17 protein-coding genes are annotated in these 17,995 nt (G+C 72.3%); 8 read left to right on the top strand and 9 right to left on the bottom strand.

The genetic code is table 11. The features are described 5' to 3' along the window. Positions 1-101: 101 nt before the first annotated feature. Positions 102-965 carry an NAD(P)H-binding protein gene (locus CHC11_RS01715; RefSeq protein ID WP_089309764.1) on the bottom strand — a complete coding sequence of 288 codons (864 nt, stop codon included), beginning with the start codon at positions 963-965 and terminating at the stop codon, positions 102-104. A 110-nt stretch (positions 966-1,075) separates the two neighbouring features. On the opposite strand from CHC11_RS01715, the gene CHC11_RS01710 reads away from it, so the two are divergent. The 4 genes from CHC11_RS01710 to katG all read left to right on the top strand — a co-directional run bounded on the left by CHC11_RS01710 (position 1,076) and on the right by katG (position 5,966). Further along, complete coding sequence (locus tag CHC11_RS01710; protein ID WP_089309763.1) at positions 1,076-2,038, top strand: AsnC family transcriptional regulator; 963 nt, start codon at positions 1,076-1,078, stop codon at positions 2,036-2,038. A gap of 95 nt (positions 2,039-2,133) precedes the next feature. Continuing rightward, positions 2,134-2,802 (top strand): nitroreductase family protein, encoded by a 669-nt coding sequence (locus tag CHC11_RS01705; RefSeq protein ID WP_089310264.1) that lies wholly within the window; start codon positions 2,134-2,136, stop codon positions 2,800-2,802. Between the two features lie 512 nt (positions 2,803-3,314). Further along, the gene (locus tag CHC11_RS01700) at positions 3,315-3,719 is read left to right on the top strand and encodes a Fur family transcriptional regulator (protein WP_218825927.1); all 405 of its coding nucleotides are present in this window, start codon (positions 3,315-3,317) and stop codon (positions 3,717-3,719) included. 30 nt (positions 3,720-3,749) lie between these two features. Continuing rightward, positions 3,750-5,966 (top strand): catalase/peroxidase HPI, encoded by a 2,217-nt coding sequence (gene katG / locus CHC11_RS01695; RefSeq protein ID WP_089309761.1) that lies wholly within the window; start codon positions 3,750-3,752, stop codon positions 5,964-5,966. Between the two features lie 84 nt (positions 5,967-6,050). Here katG and CHC11_RS01690 read toward each other — a convergent pair whose 3' ends face one another. Beyond that, positions 6,051-6,485 (bottom strand): Fur family transcriptional regulator, encoded by a 435-nt coding sequence (locus CHC11_RS01690; RefSeq protein ID WP_089309760.1) that lies wholly within the window; start codon positions 6,483-6,485, stop codon positions 6,051-6,053. 213 nt (positions 6,486-6,698) lie between these two features. On the opposite strand from CHC11_RS01690, the gene CHC11_RS01685 reads away from it, so the two are divergent. After that, positions 6,699-7,424, top strand: a complete 726-nt coding sequence (locus CHC11_RS01685) for a hypothetical protein (protein ID WP_089309759.1) — start codon at positions 6,699-6,701, stop codon at positions 7,422-7,424. A gap of 40 nt (positions 7,425-7,464) precedes the next feature. Here the strand turns inward: CHC11_RS01685 and CHC11_RS01680 are convergent, their stop codons facing one another. Together CHC11_RS01680 and CHC11_RS01675 are read right to left on the bottom strand one after the other, a co-directional pair. After that, positions 7,465-8,001: a cysteine hydrolase family protein gene (locus tag CHC11_RS01680; protein WP_089309758.1), complete on the bottom strand. Its 537-nt coding sequence runs from the start codon at positions 7,999-8,001 to the stop codon at positions 7,465-7,467. A gap of 75 nt (positions 8,002-8,076) precedes the next feature. Beyond that, positions 8,077-8,694 (bottom strand): TetR/AcrR family transcriptional regulator, encoded by a 618-nt coding sequence (locus CHC11_RS01675; protein ID WP_179278634.1) that lies wholly within the window; start codon positions 8,692-8,694, stop codon positions 8,077-8,079. A gap of 86 nt (positions 8,695-8,780) precedes the next feature. On the opposite strand from CHC11_RS01675, the gene CHC11_RS01670 reads away from it, so the two are divergent. Both CHC11_RS01670 and CHC11_RS01665 read left to right on the top strand, forming a co-directional pair. Beyond that, positions 8,781-9,695, top strand: coding sequence for an oxygenase MpaB family protein (locus tag CHC11_RS01670; protein ID WP_089309756.1), 915 nt, complete (start codon positions 8,781-8,783; stop codon positions 9,693-9,695). Between the two features lie 23 nt (positions 9,696-9,718). After that, the gene (locus CHC11_RS01665) at positions 9,719-11,263 is read left to right on the top strand and encodes an AMP-binding protein (RefSeq protein ID WP_089309755.1); all 1,545 of its coding nucleotides are present in this window, start codon (positions 9,719-9,721) and stop codon (positions 11,261-11,263) included. A gap of 68 nt (positions 11,264-11,331) precedes the next feature. On the opposite strand, the gene CHC11_RS01660 is transcribed toward CHC11_RS01665, so the two are convergent. Continuing rightward, positions 11,332-11,868: a hypothetical protein gene (locus tag CHC11_RS01660; protein WP_089309754.1), complete on the bottom strand. Its 537-nt coding sequence runs from the start codon at positions 11,866-11,868 to the stop codon at positions 11,332-11,334. Between the two features lie 313 nt (positions 11,869-12,181). After that, the gene (locus CHC11_RS01655) at positions 12,182-13,624 is read right to left on the bottom strand and encodes a purine-cytosine permease family protein (protein ID WP_089309753.1); all 1,443 of its coding nucleotides are present in this window, start codon (positions 13,622-13,624) and stop codon (positions 12,182-12,184) included. A gap of 105 nt (positions 13,625-13,729) precedes the next feature. Between CHC11_RS01655 and CHC11_RS01650 the strand changes: the two genes are divergently transcribed. After that, a complete protein-coding gene (locus CHC11_RS01650; RefSeq protein ID WP_089309752.1) occupies positions 13,730-15,286 on the top strand; it encodes a PucR family transcriptional regulator in 1,557 nt (518 codons plus the stop codon). Positions 15,287-15,314: 28 nt separating this feature from the next. Here the strand turns inward: CHC11_RS01650 and CHC11_RS01645 are convergent, their stop codons facing one another. Genes CHC11_RS01645 through CHC11_RS01635 form a run of 3 tightly spaced genes read right to left on the bottom strand, consistent with a single transcriptional unit; the run spans position 15,315 to position 17,980 of the window. After that, a complete protein-coding gene (locus CHC11_RS01645) occupies positions 15,315-16,181 on the bottom strand; it encodes a polysaccharide deacetylase family protein (RefSeq protein ID WP_089309751.1) in 867 nt (288 codons plus the stop codon). Positions 16,182-16,218: 37 nt separating this feature from the next. Further along, a complete protein-coding gene (locus CHC11_RS01640) occupies positions 16,219-17,349 on the bottom strand; it encodes an oxidoreductase (protein WP_089309750.1) in 1,131 nt (376 codons plus the stop codon). A gap of 46 nt (positions 17,350-17,395) precedes the next feature. Further along, the gene (locus CHC11_RS01635; RefSeq protein ID WP_089310263.1) at positions 17,396-17,980 is read right to left on the bottom strand and encodes a DUF1989 domain-containing protein; all 585 of its coding nucleotides are present in this window, start codon (positions 17,978-17,980) and stop codon (positions 17,396-17,398) included. Positions 17,981-17,995 lie beyond the last annotated feature (15 nt).

The raw sequence follows: 17,995 nt of genomic DNA, 5'->3' as shown, positions 1-17,995 counted from the left end.
AGTGACCGTGACACCGGAGTGCCGTGACACCGGCACCGCGCCGGAGCGCCGATCCCCGGCGCGGCGGTGCGTGGTCGCGGTTCTGCGTCGTCGGCTCGGGGCTACCGCCGGGAGAAGTGTTCAGCGTGGTCGAGCACCCACTGGTGGAAGGTGCGCGCCGGAGTGCCGGTCACCGTCTCCACGGTCCGGGTGAGGGCCGGCGCGGGAGCGTCGAGCATCTTGGCGTAGCCGTCGAGCAGGACGTCCACGAAGGAGTCGGGGAAGGACGCGTCGTCCAGCAGCCGCCGCCTGGCCTGCTCGCGGGACAGTTCCCGCCACCGCAGCGGCCGGCCGAGGGCCCGGCCGATGATGTGGACCTGCTCGGCCTGGGTCAGCAGCTCGGGGCCGGTCAGCCGATGGCACTCCTGGTCGTGCCCGTCCTCGGTCAGCGCGGCCACCGCGACGGCGGCGATGTCGGCCTCGTGCAGCATCGCCATCCGCACCGCTCCGAACGGTCCGGCGACCGTGTCACCAGCGCGGATCTGGCCGGCCCACCACAGCGCGTTGGCGGCGAACGTGCTCGGCCGCAGGACGGTCCAGGCCAGGCCGGACCGCCGGAGGAGGCGCTCGACCTCGGCGTGCGAACGGCCCACGGGATCGGTGTGCCGGTCAGGGGCGAGCCCGTCCTGCACGGCGCCCGACGACAGCAGCACCACGCGCCGGGCATGCTGCTCGATCACCTCCAGGATCGCCGTCATGGGCCGAGCGTCATGGAACGGCCACATGAGGAAGACCGCGTCCACGCCGTCCAGGCACGGCCGCAGGCCCTCCGGGTCGGCGAGGTCTCCGCGCACCACCTCGGCGGCCTCGGGAAGGCGCGCCGACCCGGGGTCGCGCGTCACCGCCCGCGCCCGGATCCCGCGTTCCACAAGCCGGGCGATGACCTGCCCCCCGACGTTTCCGGTGGCCCCGGTCACAAGAATCATCGTCTCTGTCTCCTCCGGTCGCTGTCGTGGCGGGTCAAGGCTCGTTTCGATGAGCAGTGCGGCGCCAGCTCGGGGCTGAAATCCGGCGGACTCCTCCATCGCGATAGCTTGTGGCGGTGGATTCCGTCGATCGTGGCTTGGTGCACGCCCTTCAACTGGACGGCAGAGCTCCCTTCAGCCGGATCGCCGAGGTGCTGGGGACGTCCGAGCAGACGGTCGCCCGGCGCTACCGGAAGCTGCGGTCGAGTGGGGCGATCCGTGTGGTGGGCGGCGTCGACGGCGCGCGGCTCGGCCACACCTCGTGGACCATCCGGCTGCGCACGACCCCGGACGCCTCGAACGCACTGGGCGCCGCGCTGGCCCGCCGACCCGACACCTTCTACGTCCACCTGCTCTCCGGAGGCACCGAGATCTCCTGTTTCACCCAGGCCCGCCTGGAGGACGGCGAGGCGTCGCTCCTGGACAAGCTGCCACGAACGAGCAAGGTGCTGGCGATGAGCGCGCACTCGCTCCTGCGGGGGTTCGCCCTCCCCAGCGGCTGGGCGGGGCTGGCCGCCCTGGACGAGGAACGGGCCGCGCGGCTCCGGTACGCCGCGGCCCCTGAACGCCAGGTCGCCGCCGACGCCACCGACCGCGCCCTGCTGGAGGCGCTGGCGGCGGACGGTCGGACCAGCCACGCCGACCTGGCCACCGTGACCGGCTGGTCGGAGTCGACGGTCCGGCGCCGGCTGGACCACCTGCGCCGGTCGGGTGCCCTGCTGATCCAGTTCGAGTTCGACCCGCGGGCCCTGGGGTACCGGGCCCAGGCCAGGCTCTGGATGTCGGTCCGCCCCTCAGGACTGGTGGCGGCCGCCGAAGCGCTGGCCGCCCACCCCGAGGTGTCCTTCGTCGGCGTCACCACCGGCACGACCAACCTCATGGCCGAGGTGATCTGCCGCGACAACGCCCACCTCTACCGGTACCTGACCGAACAGGTGAGTGCTCTGGACGCCGTCCAGACGCTGGAGAGCGGCCCGGTGATGCGCACCCTCAAGCGGACCGGCACCGTCCTGCCGCCGGCGCCGGCCGACTGAAGATCCTCGACACGGGACGGTCGTCGCCCCTTTCCGGCTTACCTGGTCTGCCCCCGCAGCGGGTAACCCCGGGGTGCCTGGGGACGATGGTCGGCATGACGACTGACGAGGGCGGCACCACGCTGCCGCTGAGCCCGGACGAGCTGCTGACGACGACGCGCACCGTGCGCAAGCGCCTCGACCTCGACCGTCCCGTTCCCCTGGAGCTGGTCCGCGAGTGCCTGGAAATCGCTCTGCAGGCGCCGAGCGGCAGCAACCGGCAGGGCTGGCAGTGGATCGTCGTCACCGACCCCGGCGTGCGCGCGGCGATCGGTGAGCACTACCGGCGCGCGTTCGCCGCCTACGCGCAGGCGGGCGGCGCCGGCGGCGGGCAGTACCAGGACGACCCCGAGCGCGCCGAGGTGCAGCGCCGCGTCGGGGAGAGCGCCGCCTATCTGGCCGACCGCATGGGCGACGTGCCGGTCCTGGTGATCCCGTGCCTGCGCGTGCCCGGCGGGCGGCTGCCGGAGGGCAACCAGGCGGGGCTGTGGGGATCGCTGCTGCCCGCCGTCTGGAACTACTCCCTGGCGGCACGGGCCCGAGGGCTCGGCACCGCGTGGACGTCCCTGCACCTGACGTACGAGCGGGAGGTCGCCGAACTGCTCGGCCTGCCCGAGGACGTCCGCCAGGGCGCGCTCATCCCGACCGCCTACTACACCGGCGACACCTTCCGCCCGGCCCCGCGGATCCCGCTGGAGGAGATCCTCCACTTCGACCGCTGGTGACCGCCTCCTGGTGACCAGGGCCCATCCAAGGCCGTGCCCCCGGACGAGCCGGGCGTTCTCACCCGACTTATTGGCGGATCGCCAATAAGCTATTGCCGCAGCGCCAATAACGTTCTAGGGTTCGGTGTGCCCCCCGGGACGCGGAGGCGACCGGCCGCCGCCGGCGGCTGCGCCCCGGACCCCCGGGCGGTGAACGGTTCCCGCCGGAGACACCGGCGGCCCCGCGTGATCCCCGTCTTCGCGCCAGACGCACGCGGGACCGCCGGCTTCCCGCCCCGGCCCCTGGAGCGGCCCGGTCCTCGGGCGACTCTCGCCGGAACGAGCGGCGATCTACGGCGAACATCGCCACGTGACCGGCCCCGCCGCCCGATCTAGGCTGCTCGCTTGGGGTCCCCTCTCGGCCGGGACGGGGCAAAAGCCGATCTTCCTGGACATGGTTCATTCAATATCTTGACTGATTCCAGAAAATGAGACAGTCTGGGCCCGTGGCCAGCTCCTTGGACTTCCACGAGATGCTGCGCGCGGCCGCCCTGAGCGTGACCCGCCCGCGGCTGGCGGTGCTGAGCGCGGTCGACGCGCACCCGCACGCCGACACGGAGTCGGTCATCGGCGCCGTGCGCGAGGAACTTCCGAAGGTGTCCCACCAGGCCGTCTACGACTCGCTGCGCGCGCTGACGGCGGCGGGCCTGCTGCGGCGCATCCAGCCGTCCGGTTCCGTGGCCCGCTACGAGTCGCGGATCGGGGACAACCACCACCACGTCGTCTGCCGTTCGTGCGGAGCCATCGCCGACGTCGACTGCGCCGTGGGCGAGGCGCCCTGCCTGACGGCCTCCGACGACCGCGGCTACCTGATCGACGAGGCCGAGGTCGTCTACTGGGGCCTCTGCCCCGACTGCTCAACCGCCCACAATTCCTGATTCACCCATGGTCGCCCTGGAAGGAATTACATGTCCGAGAAGAACGAAGCCGCCGCAGGTGGCGGCTGCCCGGTCGCGCACGAGCGCGCTCCCCACCCGACCCAGGGTGGCGGCAACCGCGGCTGGTGGCCGGAACGGCTCAACCTGAAGCTGCTCGGCAAGAACCCGCCCCTGGCCAACCCGCTCGGCGAGGACTTCAACTACGCCGAGGCGTTCGAAAGCCTCGACCTCGCCGCCGTGAAGCAGGACATCGCGCACGTGCTCACGGACTCGCAGGACTGGTGGCCGGCCGACTTCGGCAACTACGGGCCGCTGATCATCCGCATGGCGTGGCACAGTGCGGGCACCTACCGCGTCAGCGACGGCCGCGGCGGCGCCGGCGCGGGCCAGCAGCGCTTCGCGCCCCTCAACAGCTGGCCGGACAACGCGAGCCTCGACAAGGCCCGGCGCGTGCTGTGGCCGGTCAAGAAGAAGTACGGCCGCAAGATCTCGTGGGCCGACCTGATGATCCTGGCCGGCAACGTGGCCCTGGAGACGATGGGCCTGAAGACCTTCGGGTTCGCCGGCGGCCGCCGGGACGCCTGGGAGGCCGAGGAGGACGTCTTCTGGGGCCCCGAGACCGCCTGGCTCGACGACGAGCGCTACAGCGGCGAGCGCGAGCTGGAGAAGCCCCTGGCCGCGGTGCAGATGGGCCTCATCTACGTCAACCCGGAGGGCCCGAACGGCAACCCGGACCCGGTCGCCGCGGCGCGCGACATCCGCGAGACGTTCGGCCGCATGGCGATGAACGACGAGGAGACCGTCGCGCTGATCGCCGGCGGTCACACCTTCGGCAAGACGCACGGCGCGGCGCCGTCCGACAGCATCGGCGCCGAGCCCGAGGGCTCCCCGATGGAGGACATGGGGCTCGGCTGGAAGGGCACGCACGGCACCGGCAAGGGCCGCGACTCCTACACCAGCGGCCTCGAGGTCACCTGGACCCCCACGCCCACCAAGTGGGACAACAGCTTCTTCGAGATCCTCTTCGGGTACGAGTGGGAGCTGACCAAGAGCCCCGCCGGGGCGAACCAGTGGCGGCCGAAGGACGGCGCGGGGGCCAACACCGTCCCCGACCCCGAGGACGGCACGCTGAACCGCCAGCCGATGATGCTGACGACCGACCTCTCGCTGCGCTTCGACCCGATCTACGAGCCGATCTCGCGGCGCTTCATGGAGAACCCGGACGAGTTCGCCGACGCGTTCGCCCGCGCCTGGTTCAAGCTGACGCACCGCGACATGGGCCCGGTCTCGCGCTACCTCGGCCCCGAGATCCCGTCCGAGACGATGGTCTGGCAGGACCCGGTCCCGGCGGTGGACCACGAACTCGTCGACGCGCAGGACGTCGCGGAGCTCAAGCGCCGCCTGCTGGACTCCGGGCTGTCCGTCGCCCAGCTCGTCACCACCGCGTGGGCGTCGGCCGCCTCGTTCCGCGGCACCGACAAGCGCGGCGGCGCCAACGGCGCCCGCATCCGGCTGGAGCCGCAGCGCAGCTGGGAGGTCAACAACCCCGACGGGCTGCGGAGCGTGCTGCGCACCCTGGAGCAGGTCCAGGAGGTCTTCAACGCCGAGCAGACCGGCGGCAAGCGGATCTCCATCGCGGACCTGATCGTGCTCGGCGGGTGCGCCGGGGTCGAGCAGGCCGCCAAGGCCGCCGGGTACGACGTCGAGGTCCCCTTCACGCCGGGGCGCACCGACGCCTCCCAGGAGGAGACCGACGTCGAGTCCTTCGAGGTGATGGAGCCGACGCACGACGGGTTCCGCAACTTCCTGCAGAAGGGCAACGTCCTGCCGGGCGAGTTCCTCCTGGTCGACAGGGCGAACCTGCTCACGCTGACCCCGCCGGAGATGACGGTCCTCGTCGGCGGTCTGCGCGTCATCGGTGCGAACTACGACGGGTCCTCCCTCGGCGTCCTCACCGACAACCCCGGGGCGCTGACCACCGACTTCTTCGTGAACCTGCTCGACATGGGCACGGTCTGGAAGGGGACGGGCGAGGACCCGATGACGTCCGAAACCTTCGAGGGCCGCGACGCCTCGGGGCAGCTCAGGTGGACCGGCAGCCGCGCCGACCTCGTCTTCGGCGCCAACTCCGAGCTGCGCGCCGTCACGGAGGTCTACGCGAGCGACGACGCGGGCGAGAAGTTCGTCCACGACTTCGTCGCCGCGTGGGACAAGGTGATGAACCTCGACCGGTACGACCTCACCTGATCGAGGAAGTCCGGGACGTCCGGGCCGGTCGCCGCGGCGGCCGGCCCGGACGCCGTTTCCGGGGGCCGTGCGGGTGCGGCCGGGTCAGCCGGCGTCCGCCCGGCACGCCGGGCACACGCCCCAGAACGTCACGTCGGCCTCGTCGATGAGGTATCCGGCGTCGTCCACCGGGTCCAGGCAGGGCGGGTGCCCCACGGCGCAGTCGACGTCCTTGATCGCGCCGCAGTTCCGGCACACCAGGTGGTGGTGGTTGTCGCCGACGCGCCCCTCGAACCGGGCCGGGCTCCCGGCCGGTTCGATCCGGCGGACGAGCCCCGCCGCGGTGAGCGCGTGGAGCGCCTCGTACACCGCCTGCAGGGAGACGTGGCCCACGCGGTCGCGCACGCCCGCGGCGAGCGCCTCGACGCCGAGGTGGTCGCCGGCCCGGACGGTGTCCAGCAGGGCCACGCGGGCGGCCGTCACCCGAAGGCCGGCGCCGCGCAGATCCTCGGCGGTGGACGGGGCCTGGGACGCGGTCATGGCGCCGAACCCTCCCTCGCGGACGCGAATCGTTTAAGACGACAAATGAGCCAAGTCTAGCCGGGCCTTGAGCCCGTAGGCGTCGATGACCTTCTGGTACGCGAACTCCAACTTCCAGCCCCGACCACCCCTGCCAACGCACCGAACCAGCCCGCCGGCGCCCGGAGAACTGACATGATCTTTTGCGTCGAGATCAGACAGGACGGTACGCCGATGCCTCGCAGATTCGCTGCCGGCGCACTCGCGCTCGGTTTGGCCGCCGGCGTGCTCGCCGGCGGCGCCACCGCCGCCGAAGCCGAGTCGCTGCAGTTTCATATCAAGGTGCCGAAGCACCTCTCCGTAGGAAAGGGGGAATATGACAAGGCCTGCGCCATGGACGTGTGGGTGTGGGGCACCGAAGGCTCCACGGTCGCCTACTCCAAGGCCTATCTGATCGATCCCAACGGGCGGACCCCGTCGCCGCTGGTCTACAAGAAGGTCCTGCCCGGACGCCAGGTCGGCTGGGGCGTCGGGTGCCCCAACCAGGTGGAGGACCTCGGAAAATGGCGCGTCCGGGTCATCGCCTACGACAGGAAGGGCAAGGCCCTCGGAAGTCGTGAGGACTACTGGTACGAGAAGTTCGACACGGCCATCCAGAACCACAACGCCGCGCCCGAGCCCGTGCGCGCGGGCCGCGCGATCACCGTGTCCGGCCGCCTGAAGCGGCTCGCCGACCTCGGGTTCGGCTACACGGCATATTCGGGCAAGGCCGTCCGCGTCTATTTCCGTCCCGAGGGCTCCGCGTCCTGGGCCTACATGGGATCGGCGAAGACCGCCCGCGACGGCCGTTTCCGCAAGGCGTTCAAGGCCGAGCGCGACGGCTACTGGCGGGCCTACTTCCCCGGCACGACCAACTGCGATCGCCAGAAGTCCCTCGACGACTTCGTCGACGTGCGCTGAACGCCAGGGGACGTCCCGCACGCGTCGCGGGACGTCCCCCTCAGAAGCACCGGTCGGCGTCGACGATCTCCGCGCGCATGTTCGACTCCATCATGCGCAGCGCGGCGTCGCCGAGGCCGGCGTCGATGTGCGCCACCGCGTCCCGGACCACCTTGAGCTGGAAGTGCCGGACGTAGGCGTCCAGCGCGCTGTAGAGGACGCACTGCTCGGTGACCTGGCCGGTGAGGACGACCCGCTCCACCTTCTCGCGGGACAGCAGGTACTCCAGCGCGGTGCCGTAGAAGGCGCTGTGCCGGACCTTGGACATGAACCCGCAGCCGGGCTCGGGGACGATGGGCTCGACGAGGTCGGGCCGCCGCCCGTTCAGGGCGCGGTCGACGAGGTCCTTCCGATCGGCCGAGAAGTCGCCGTGGTTGTCGTTGACGTAGAGGACGCGCACGTCGTCGCGCCCCCTGGCCTCGTCCAGCAGGCGCCGCAGCGGGTCGACCACCTCCTGAACGCTCTCGACCAACGCGTCCGCGTCCTGGTGGTCGTAGGGGTTCAGCATGTCGATGACGATCAGTGCGCTCGTGCTCACGGGCGTGCCCTGCCCTGCCACAACCGCCGCAACCATGGCCGTGAGCGGCGCCGCCGTGCCGCCCGCCGGGGACGGTCAGCCGCGGATGTAGCCGATGACGAGCTCGGCGAGCTCGTCCACCATCCGCTCGTGCGGGATGGGCGGCCGGTCCAGGACGTACTTGATGGACAGCAGGCCGACGGTCTCGGTGATGATCCACAGCGTGGCGTCGATGTCGAGGTCGTCCCGGAACTCGGCGCGGTTGAGCAGGAGGTAGACGCGCACCAGGTCGGTCAGCCGCCGCTGCAGCGCCGCGAGCTTGTCGAACGGCCCGAGCCGCGGCACCTGCTCGACGACGATGCGCAGCAGGTCGGCGTTCTGCTCGAACAGCCGGATCTGGACGTCCAGCAGCGCGCGCCCTGCCTCCTGCCACGGCAGGCGCATCGTGGCCTCGATCTCCGCGCCGAGCCGGTCGGCGAGGCGGTCGGCGAAGCGGTCGAGCACCGCGATGACGATCGCGTCCTTGTTGGGGAAGTACTGGTAGAGCGAACCGTTGCCGACGCCAGCCGCCTTGGCGATCCGGTTGGTGGAGGCGCCGTCGTACCCGTGCTCGGACAGAACGCGAGTGGCGGCCTCCAGGATCCGCTCGACGGTGCGGCGCGAGCGGTCCTGGGAGGGCGTCCTGCGCGGTGAAAGCCCAGGTGAGCGCGCCACCGGCGGTTCCCTCCGAAACGCGACTTGTAAGCGACTCCTTATTCGCGTTTAGCTTACAGGAGTCGTTTCGTCAGGAGGTCGCGCCGATGACGGTGACCGATGGGACGCCCGCGAGTCCACCGGCCGAGCGGGAGCGCCGCGGCGAGCCGGCGCCGTTCGGGCCCGGTTCGCTGCTGTGGGAGCAGATGGGGCTCTACACCTCGGCGATCGCGGGCAACAGCGTTTTCATCCTCCAGGTGATGCACCCGGCGATCGGCACGGTGGTCGACCGGCTGTCGAGCTTCCGCACCGACCCCCTCGGCCGCGCCGCGCGCAGCTTCGCCTCGGTGCAGACCTGGGTCTACGGCGGGCGCACCGCCATCGAGGAGGGCCGGCGGCTGCGCGAGATGCACAAGCCGCTCAGCGCCGTCGACGAGGAGGGGCGGCGCCACCACGCGCTGTCGGCCGAGCCGTGGGCGTGGGTCCACCTCACCGGCTTCTACGCCGCCGTCACCGCGGCCGAGTACTTCGCGCCCGCCCCGCTGACCCCGGAGGAGGAACAGCAGATCTTCGACGAGTTCCTCCAGCTCGGGAGGATCCTGCAAGTGCCCGAGAGAATGCTGCCCGAGAGCATCGCCGATTACTGGGCCTATTTCGACGACATGGTGGCCGACACCCTCGTCCCCCACAAGGTGGCGCACGAGGTGCTCGCGCAGATGGGCCGGGTGCCGCCCAACGTGCCGGGGCCGCTGCGTCCGGCCGTCGCCCCCCTGAGCATGGCCGCCGGACGGCTCGGACGGCTGATCACGATCGGCACGCTTCCGGCGGAGGCGCGCGACAAGCTCGGCCTGCGGTGGACCGCGGCGGACGAACGCAGGCTGCGCCTGGCCGGGCAGGTCATCGGGCGCGGCACGCCGCTGCTGCCCGAACGCGTCCGCTACATGCCGATCGCCTACCGCGCCCGGCAGGCGGCCCGCGCCCAGGAGCGGCTGGAGCGCGCCCTGGCGCACCGGCCCATGTGAACCCCCGCAGGAGGTCGATCACCATGCCCGCCGAAGACCCGCTGGCCGCGATGGCCGCCGCCGCCCCCTCGAAGATCGCGGTCGTCGAGGACGACCGGCGCCTGACCTACCCCGAGTTCAACGCCCTGGTGAACCGGTACGCCAACCTGCTGGTCGAGCACGGCGTCCGGGCCGGCACCAAGGTCGTGTGGTGCGGCCGCAACAGTACCGAGGTCGTCGCGCTGATCTCGGCCCTGCGCAAGTGCGGGGCCATCGGCGTCCCGCTGAACTACCGCCTCACGCCGGAGGAGACGACCTACGTCGTCGAGAACGCCGACGCCGCGCTGGTGGTGTTCGACGCCGAGCAGGCTCCGCAGCTCCGGGCGGCCCGCGACCAGGCGGCCGGCGTCCGCGCCTGGCTGGCCTGGGGCTCCGCGCCGCCGGACTGGGCCTCCTCGCTCGACGCCCTGGCCGGACGGAGCCCCGACACCGAACCCCTCGCCCGCGGCGCCGACCCGGCGGCGGGCACCTCGATGTTCTACACCTCCGGGACGACCGGCAGGCCGAAGGGCGTCGTGCGGGGCGAGCCCGACCCGGCCCTGATCCTCGGGCTGGTCGGCGAGATCGGCTTCGAACCCGGCGACGTCTACCTCACCACGGGCCCGCTCTACCACTCGGGCCCGATGAGCTTCATGCTCATCGTCCAGCTCATGGGCGGGACCGTGGTCGTGATGCGCGACTTCGACCCCGAACGCTGGCTGGACCTGGTCGAACGGCACCGGGTGACGACCACGTTCTCCGCGCCGACCCCGATCCGCCGCGTGGTGGACCTGCCGGAGGAGGCGATCCGCCGCAGGGACCTCACCTCGCTGCGGCGCGTCGTCGCCAACGCCGCCCCGTGGCCCTTCGAGCTCAAGCGCCGGTACGTCGACCGGATCGGCGACGGCTCCCTGTTCGAGGTGTACGGCTCCACGGAACTCGGCGTGGACACCGTCCTGCGCCCCGAGGACCAGATGCGCAAGCCCGGAAGCTGCGGCCGCGCCGCCCCCGGCGTCGAGATCGCGCTGTTCGGTGAGGACGGCGGTCCCATCGAGGCACCGCACGTGCCGGGCGACCTCTACGTGCGCGGCACCGGCACCTTCAACGCCTACTACAAGGCCGAGGGCAAGTTCCAGGACGCCAGCCGCGGCGAATGGCTGACCGTCGGCGACATCGCCTACCGCGACGAGGAGGGTTTCTACTACATCTGCGACCGCCGCACCGACATGATCATCTCGGGCGGCGTGAACATCTACCCGGCCGAGATCGAGGCCGTCCTCACCGCCCACCCGGCGGTGGCCGACGCGGCCGTGTTCGGCGTCCCGTCCGACGAGTGGGGCGAGTCCGTGCACGCCGCCATCGTCCTGGCTCCGGACGGCGCCGCCACCGACGACGAACTCCGCGACTTCTGCCGGGGGCATCTGGCCGCCTACAAGACCCCGAGAGGCTTCGACCGGCTCACCGAGATCCCGCGCAACCCCTCGGGCAAGACCCTGAAACGTCAGCTCCGCGCCCCCTACTGGGACTCCCGAACCTCCAATCTCGCCTGACCTCCGTGCGGACGGGGCCGTCGGCGGCGGCCGCGGCGCGGGCGCCGCGGCCGCCGGTCGTCATCCGGTCATGGGCGGGCGCGCTCGGTGCGTCGGTGATCCGCCTTTCCCTCGGGCTCCGGAGGACGGGCCCAGGGAGAGCGTTGGGCGGGGTGGCGGTGGCGGGTTCTGGCCCGCCTCGGGGGACGCTGCGTCAGGTACTCCGTGGTGTCCTCGGCGTCCCGGGCGGAGGGCAGGCGCGGCGCGGTGCCCCGGTCGGCCGGGAGCGCCGAGGTGATCGTGAGTTCGTAGTGGGCCCACACCATGGCGGCGTTCTCCAGGCGGCGGGCCGTGGCGTGGACGAGGTAGGCCTCGGACAGGGCGGTGACGATCAACAGGACGGGCGTGCCGCGGTCCAGGTCGGCCGCGGTGGGGGCGGACGGCCAGACCGCCACGCGCAGGTGCCGGTCGTCGAGGACGAGGAGTTCCCCCCAGTCCGGCACGCAGACCCGGGGCCGCCCGTCGGGGGCGCAAGTGATCATGACGACGGGATGCTGGCGGGAGGGGGCGCTGCTGATCGCTTGGACGGCGGCTGGGAGCACCTCGGGGGAGAACGCCATCGGCATGTCCGCCTTACGTCGAAGGTCCTGCCGGCCCCGGCGGGCGACCCGGGCCGGTCCCTGCTCGAAGAGCCTCCTTCTCGCTCACTCGATCATATGTTCGATTTTAGGGCCAAGTGAGCGATATTTCCACGAGCGAGGTCGCCTGCATCATTCCCAGTCCCGGCGGTCCGCCATGCGCCGACCTGTCGCGCAGGAAACAGGGTTGGCCCTTTGGGGATGCGTCGATCTCGGCGGTCCGCACATGGGCGGACGCACACGGTGAAGCCGCCGGCGCGTCGGCGTCGGCGGCTTCACCGTGGAGGGCGCGGGCTCTCGGTTAGGAGACCTTCTCGACCGGGGCGGCCTCGGGGCCCTTCCGGTGGGCCCGGCGCGCCAGCGCGTAGTACAGCCCGCCCGCGACCAGGCCGCCCGAGAGCCACGAGAAGTCGGTGTGCCCCAGCGTCCGCGCGATCGGGCCCTGCAGTGCGGGCACCGTGCCGAACTGCCATGCCCATGCGGCCAGCAGCCCGAGCGCCAGGCTGACCAGCGCCCGGGGGTTCGCGCCGCCGTCCCGGTACAGGGCGGCCACGTCGATCCGGCCGCGCCGCAGGACGAAGAAGTCCACCAGGACGATGGCCGCCCAGGGGCTGATCCACACCAGGATGGACGCCATCCAGTGGTCGAACGCCTGGGCGAAGCTGCCGGCGTGCAGGAACACCACCAGCACCAGGGACGCCACCGTTCCGGCCACCAGCGTCACCTTCCAGCGGGCGACCCGGATGCCGACCGACAGCGCGGCGAGCGAGCACGAGTACAGGTTCAGGATGTTGGTCGCCACCGGACCGTGCATGATCAGCAGCAGGACCGGCACGGCCATCACCCCGAACGCGCCGGTCACCAGGCTGGACGGGTCGCCGCCGTCGCCCGCGCTGGCCAGGCAGGCGCCGAGCGCGGCCAGCCACACGGTGGGGACGTACATTCCGAGCGCGGTGGACCAGAACACCGACCGGTCCGAGGCCCGGGGGCGCACGAAGCGGCTGTAGTCGGCGGAGTAGGGCAGCCAGCTGATGCCCCAGCCGATGCCGATGGCGGTGAGCAGCTGGGTCACGGCGGTGAACTTGTCGCCCGTGGTGGTGGCGGTGGCGGCGGTCCAGTGGAGGTCGGCCTGTCCGAGGGCGAGTCCGGTCATGACCACCATGACCAGCACGGTGGCCGGGACGGTGTACTTCTCGAACGTGCGGATCGCGTAGAAGCCGTAGAGGGCCAGGACGAGCTGGGCGGCCATGATGAGCCCGGCCACCAGGTAGCGCAGCCCGGCGCCGCCGTGCACCCCCGCCTGGGCGAGGACCTCGATCACCAGGTCCAGCACCACCCAGGTGTTGACGCCGACCCAGCCCATGGTCAGCAGCCCCTGCACCAGGCCGGGGACGAGGGCGCCGCGCCGGCCGAACGGCCCGCGGCCGAGGACCATCTGGTTGACGCCGGTCCGGTGGCCGATCACGTTGAACAGCCCGAAGACCGCGCAGCCCACCAGGTTGCCGAGGGTGACGACCACCAGGGTCTCCACCAGGCTCAGGCCGAGCGTGACGCCCAGCGCCCCGAGCACCCAGTTGATCGGCGCGATGTTGGCCCCGCACCAGATCCAGAACTGCTGCCACGGCGTGGAGTCGCGGGCGGAGGCCGGGATGGGCTCAATTCCGTGTTCGTCGAAGCGGACCGGCTCTTCCAATCGAACCGGTTCGGCGGCGCGACTCTGGTGTGCGTATTCGTTGCTGGACATAGGTTCCTCCGTCCGTGACGTACAGCACACCAAAGCACCGCGCCTTCTCGTCCAGAAGTAGAGAAACCTCTATCATTGACCGGGTTGGCTGGATAGATTCACAGGGTGTTCACGCTGACGTCCCTGCTGGAAGACGAGTCGCTGGGCCTCACGGTCCTGGTTCCGGGCCCGCGGGGGGCCCTGGAGGAGCCGGTCGCCTGGGTCCACAACACCGAGCTGCCCGACCCCTCGGGCTACGTGCGGCGGCGCGAGCTGGTGCTGACCAACGGCCTGTGGGACGACCGGATCGCGGCCGCCGGGTTCGTCGCCAACGTCCAGCGGGCCCAGGCGGCGGGCATCGTGTTCGGCCTGCGCCCGGAACGTCCCACCACGCCGGAGGACCTGGTCGCCGCCTGCCGCGACGCGGGCGTGCCCCTGCTGGAGATCGCGGCGGCGGTGCCGTTCACCGCGATCTCCGAGGCGGTCGCCACCCGCTACACCGAGGAGCGCCAGGGCGCGCTGGTCGGCATGGTGCGCCGGGGGGACGCGCTGGCCACGGCGATCTCGCGGGGCGCGGGCGCGTCCGGTGTCCTGCGGGTGCTGCGCCGCGACCACGAGCTGCCGCTCGCGGTCGTCGACCGGATGGGCCGCCTGCTGGCCTCGGCGGGGACGGAGCCGGACGCCGCCCAGCTCCACACGGTCGCCACGGGGCTGACCCGCCGTCCGCCGCCCCTGGAACTCGACCTCGGCCCCGCCGGACGGGCCGCGCTGTACCTGGTCGGCGCGGTCGGCGACGTGGACGCGGCGCTGATCTGCCTGCGCCCGGTGAGCGAGCTGACCCGCGTCGAGCAGGACGCGCTGGACCAGGCGGCGCGCTTCCTCAGCCTGGAGGTCGCCAAGCAGCAGGCCGTGCAGGCGATCGAGCTGCGGTTCGCCAGCGAGCTGCTGGAGATGGTGCTGTCGGGCGGCAGCCGCGACGCCGAGGTCCCCGGCCGGCTGCGCGCGTTCGGCGTCGACCCCGAGGGGCCGCTCGCGGTGTGGACGGCGGCGTTCGCGGGCCCGGAGGCCACCCTGCCCGGACTCGCGGAGGTGATCGGCGAGTTCTTCGTCGCCGCCGGCGTCCCGGTCGTGGTGGCGGCCGGGTCGCAGGACGTGGTGGCGGTCCTGTCGTGGCGGCACGGCGAGCGGGAGGCGGCGCCCCTCGCCGAGCGCCTCGCCGCCGCCGTGGGGAAGCGGTTCCCCGGCCACCGCGCCGTCGTGGGCCTCGGCGGGACGGCCCGGGGGCCGGCGGGGCTGCGCGAACCGCTCATCAGGTCGCGCGAGGTCTGCCGCACCCTGCGGCGCGGCGGCGCCGGGCCCGCCGTCCGGACCTTCGCCGAGCTCGGCCCCCACCGGCTGCTGCTCGGAACGCAGAACGCCGCCGCCCTGCGCACCCTGGCCGACGGCGTGCTCGCGCCGATACGCGAGCACGACGCCAGGCGGGGCGGCGAACTGGAGACCACGCTGCGCGCGTTCCTGGACCACGACGGGCACTGGCAGGCCACCGCCGCCGCCCTCCGGGTGCACGTCAACACCCTGCGGAACCGCCTCGCCAAGATCGGCGAGCTGACCGGCCGCGACACCTCCCGCACCGCCGACCGCGTCGACCTCTTCCTGGCCCTGCAGGCGGCCGACATGGTCTGACCCTCGCCGGCCGGGCCGGCGAGTGCCGTCAGTGCGGGTGGACGTCCGGGTCCACCCGGGGCGGGCGATGGGGACGCGGCCGGACGTCCGGATCGGCCAGCGCCGCCTCCGCCACGTCCCGGCACCGGGCGAACGCCACGTCTCCGCACTCCCGCGCGTACTCGATGAACCGGCGCAGGGCCAGCGCCCGGCCCGGCCGTCCGGACAGGAACGGGTGCAGGCAGAGGTTGAACAGGCACCGGTAGTGCCGCATGCCGTCCAGTTCGGCGCGCCACAGCTCCAGCACCTTGCCCGGCGACTCGATGACCGCCCCGACGTGCGGCTCGGGCAGGTAGGCGTACTGCTCCCAGTCGTCCAGCGACCAGTGGACCGGCAGCTCGACGATCTCGCCCGCCGCGGCGGGCACCCGGTAGGGCCGGTCGTCGCCCATCAGGGACGAGTCGTAGCGCAGCCCGTGCTCGGCCACCAGTTCCGCCGTCGTCCAGGACGCCTCCCACAGCGCCGCCCGGTGCCCGGTGATCTCGATGCCCTGCCCGGCGAAAACCTCCAGGGCGCGCTCGAAGTCCGCGCGCTCCTCCTCCGGCGACATCGACGCGGGCGGACGGTGGGCGTAGGAGTGGTGCGCCACCTCGTGCCCGCGCTCGACGATGGAGGCGGCCAGGCCCGGACGCCGCTCGGCCACCCAGCCCGGCACGAAGAACGTCGCCGGGACCTCCATCTCGTCCAGCATCCCGAGGATGCGGGGCAACCCCACGTCCGGCCCGTAGGTCTGGTGGGACATGGTGCTCGCGTGCGCGGCGTACCGGCCGCCCTGGGCGAGGATCGGCGTCTCGGCGTCCACGTCGAAGCCCAGGGCCACCACCGCGGCGGCCCCGCCGTGCCAGCTTCCGGTCATGTCCCCGTCACTCCTCCCCTCGCCCAAGGCCGCCGGATCAGGCGTCCGCACCGGCCGCCAGCCGCCAGCGCCGGACGTTGTCCAGGGTGACCATCGGCGACAGCATCGCATGGTCGAAGGGCTCGGGCGCCCTGCCCTCGGCGAGGCGGCGCGGCAGGTCGGGATTCACCAGCGCGCCCCGGGCCACCGAGACCAGGTCGGCGTGGCCGTCCGCCAGGACCTGCGCCGACAGCTCCGCATCGTGCATCCCGCCGTTGGCGATCACCGGCAGCCCGCTCACCCGGCGGGCCAGGCCGGTGACGGTGAGCCCCCGGTCCAGCCGTGCGGAGTCGAGCCAGTTCCGCCCCTCGCTCGCCACGTGCAGGTAGGTCGCGCCCGCCTCGGCCAGCGCGGCGAAGATCACTTCCGCGTCGTGGGCGCCGCCGGGCCAGCGGTACCGGAAGTCGTTCACCTTGGTCTGCGACACCCGGACCCCGACGCACCAGTCCGGCCCCGCGTCGGCGCGGATCGCCGCGACGACCTCCGCCGTCAGGCGCACCCGGGCCGCGATCGGCCCGCCGTAGGAGTCCTCGCGCAGGTTGGTGTAGTCGGTGAGGAACTGGTCCAGCAGGTAGCCGTTGGCGGCGTGGACCTCCACTCCGTCGAACCCGGCCCGCCTGGCGTTCGCCGCCGCGGCGACGAAGCCGTCCACGGCCTGCCTGATGTCGTCCGGGCTCATCTCCCTGGGCGCCGCCCAGGGACCGTGCCCGCCGTACTCGGGCATCTTGACGCCCTGCGGCACCACCGCCGACGGACCCGCGGTGTCGTCGCGGTAGGGGTTCCCCTGCGATATGGCGCCCGCGTGCATCAACTGGGCCACGATCGAGCCCCCGGCCTCGTGCACACCGGCCGTGGCCTCCCGCCAAGCGGACACGTGGCGCTCCGACACCAGGCCCGGCTGGTTGAGGTAGCCCTGGCTGTAGACGGAGTCGGTGTAGGTCCCCTCTGTGATGACCAGGCCGAAACCGCCGCGCGCGTAGTCCGCGTAGTACTCGGCCATCTCGGGCGTCGCCGTGCCGTCAGGCGCGGCCGAGACCCGAGTCATCGGCGCCACCACCATGCGGTTGGACGTGTGCAGCCCGCCGACTCGTCCCGGCTCCAGCGCCGGGTGGGCGACTGTGACGGTCATCTTCGCTCTCCTTCTCGTTGGTGGACCGGATCGACACCGGTCCGCTTCACAGGACGTCGATCGCCATCGGGGTCGGGCCGTCGCCGTTGATCCCGGCCAGGTCCTGCGGGCACGCCGAAACGACGACCACGCAGTCCATGGCCGCCTCGAAGGTGATCGCGTCCCCGGGCCGGCTCTCGGCGGCCAGCCACCGCAGCCGTCCGGACTCCTCCACCGGGATCCGCATGAACACGTTGACCGGCTGCGGGACGGCGGCGGTCGACAGCCCCATCTCCGCCAGCGCCGATTCCAGGTTCTGCGCGCACGAGGCGTGCCCCGGCGCCCCGAGCCCCGCGTACCGGGCCGGGTCGCACGCGGCGATCAGCATGTCGTGCGAGCCCGGCGAGGTGTCGCCGGCCAGGGTCAGGATCGGCCTTCGCCTGTCGGTGACGAACGACTCGCCCACCTGCGGGAACAGTCGGCTCGTCACGCTGCGGGTGTGCGCGGCGCTCAGATGCTCGCGCGGATCGCCGGCGGCGAACGCGAACAGGTCGCCGACCTGGCCGCCCTCGACGTCCACGACCCGCACCCGCCGCCCGGCGCCCACCCGCACCGCCCGGCCTTCTCCGGCGGGCACCATCGTTCGTCCCATCGTCACCATGCCGGC

Origin of the sequence: Actinomadura mexicana (genome assembly GCF_900188105.1) — a bacterium.
Classification (GTDB): Bacteria; Actinomycetota; Actinomycetes; order Streptosporangiales; family Streptosporangiaceae; genus Spirillospora; species Spirillospora mexicana.
Note: the sequence above shows the minus strand (reverse complement) of the source record. Positions and strands in the feature narration are given on the sequence as shown.

Excerpts from the sequence above, each read along its gene's own strand:
- CHC11_RS01640 (WP_089309750.1), bottom strand. The coding sequence starts at position 17,349 with ATGACCGTCACAGTCGCCCACCCGGCGCTGGAGCCGGGACGAGTCGGC.
- CHC11_RS01660 (WP_089309754.1), bottom strand. The coding sequence starts at position 11,868 with ATGCCGATGGCGTTCTCCCCCGAGGTGCTCCCAGCCGCCGTCCAAGCG.
- CHC11_RS01685 (WP_089309759.1), top strand. The coding sequence starts at position 6,699 with ATGCCTCGCAGATTCGCTGCCGGCGCACTCGCGCTCGGTTTGGCCGCC.
- CHC11_RS01645 (WP_089309751.1), bottom strand. The coding sequence starts at position 16,181 with ATGACCGGAAGCTGGCACGGCGGGGCCGCCGCGGTGGTGGCCCTGGGC.
- CHC11_RS01715 (WP_089309764.1), bottom strand. The coding sequence starts at position 965 with ATGATTCTTGTGACCGGGGCCACCGGAAACGTCGGGGGGCAGGTCATC.
- CHC11_RS01665 (WP_089309755.1), top strand. The coding sequence starts at position 9,719 with ATGCCCGCCGAAGACCCGCTGGCCGCGATGGCCGCCGCCGCCCCCTCG.
- CHC11_RS01655 (WP_089309753.1), bottom strand. The coding sequence starts at position 13,624 with ATGTCCAGCAACGAATACGCACACCAGAGTCGCGCCGCCGAACCGGTT.
- CHC11_RS01705 (WP_089310264.1), top strand. The coding sequence starts at position 2,134 with ATGACGACTGACGAGGGCGGCACCACGCTGCCGCTGAGCCCGGACGAG.
- CHC11_RS01635 (WP_089310263.1), bottom strand. The coding sequence starts at position 17,980 with ATGGGACGAACGATGGTGCCCGCCGGAGAAGGCCGGGCGGTGCGGGTG.
- katG (WP_089309761.1), top strand. The coding sequence starts at position 3,750 with ATGTCCGAGAAGAACGAAGCCGCCGCAGGTGGCGGCTGCCCGGTCGCG.
- CHC11_RS01700 (WP_218825927.1), top strand. The coding sequence starts at position 3,315 with ATGCTGCGCGCGGCCGCCCTGAGCGTGACCCGCCCGCGGCTGGCGGTG.
- CHC11_RS01670 (WP_089309756.1), top strand. The coding sequence starts at position 8,781 with ATGACGGTGACCGATGGGACGCCCGCGAGTCCACCGGCCGAGCGGGAG.
- CHC11_RS01690 (WP_089309760.1), bottom strand. The coding sequence starts at position 6,485 with ATGACCGCGTCCCAGGCCCCGTCCACCGCCGAGGATCTGCGCGGCGCC.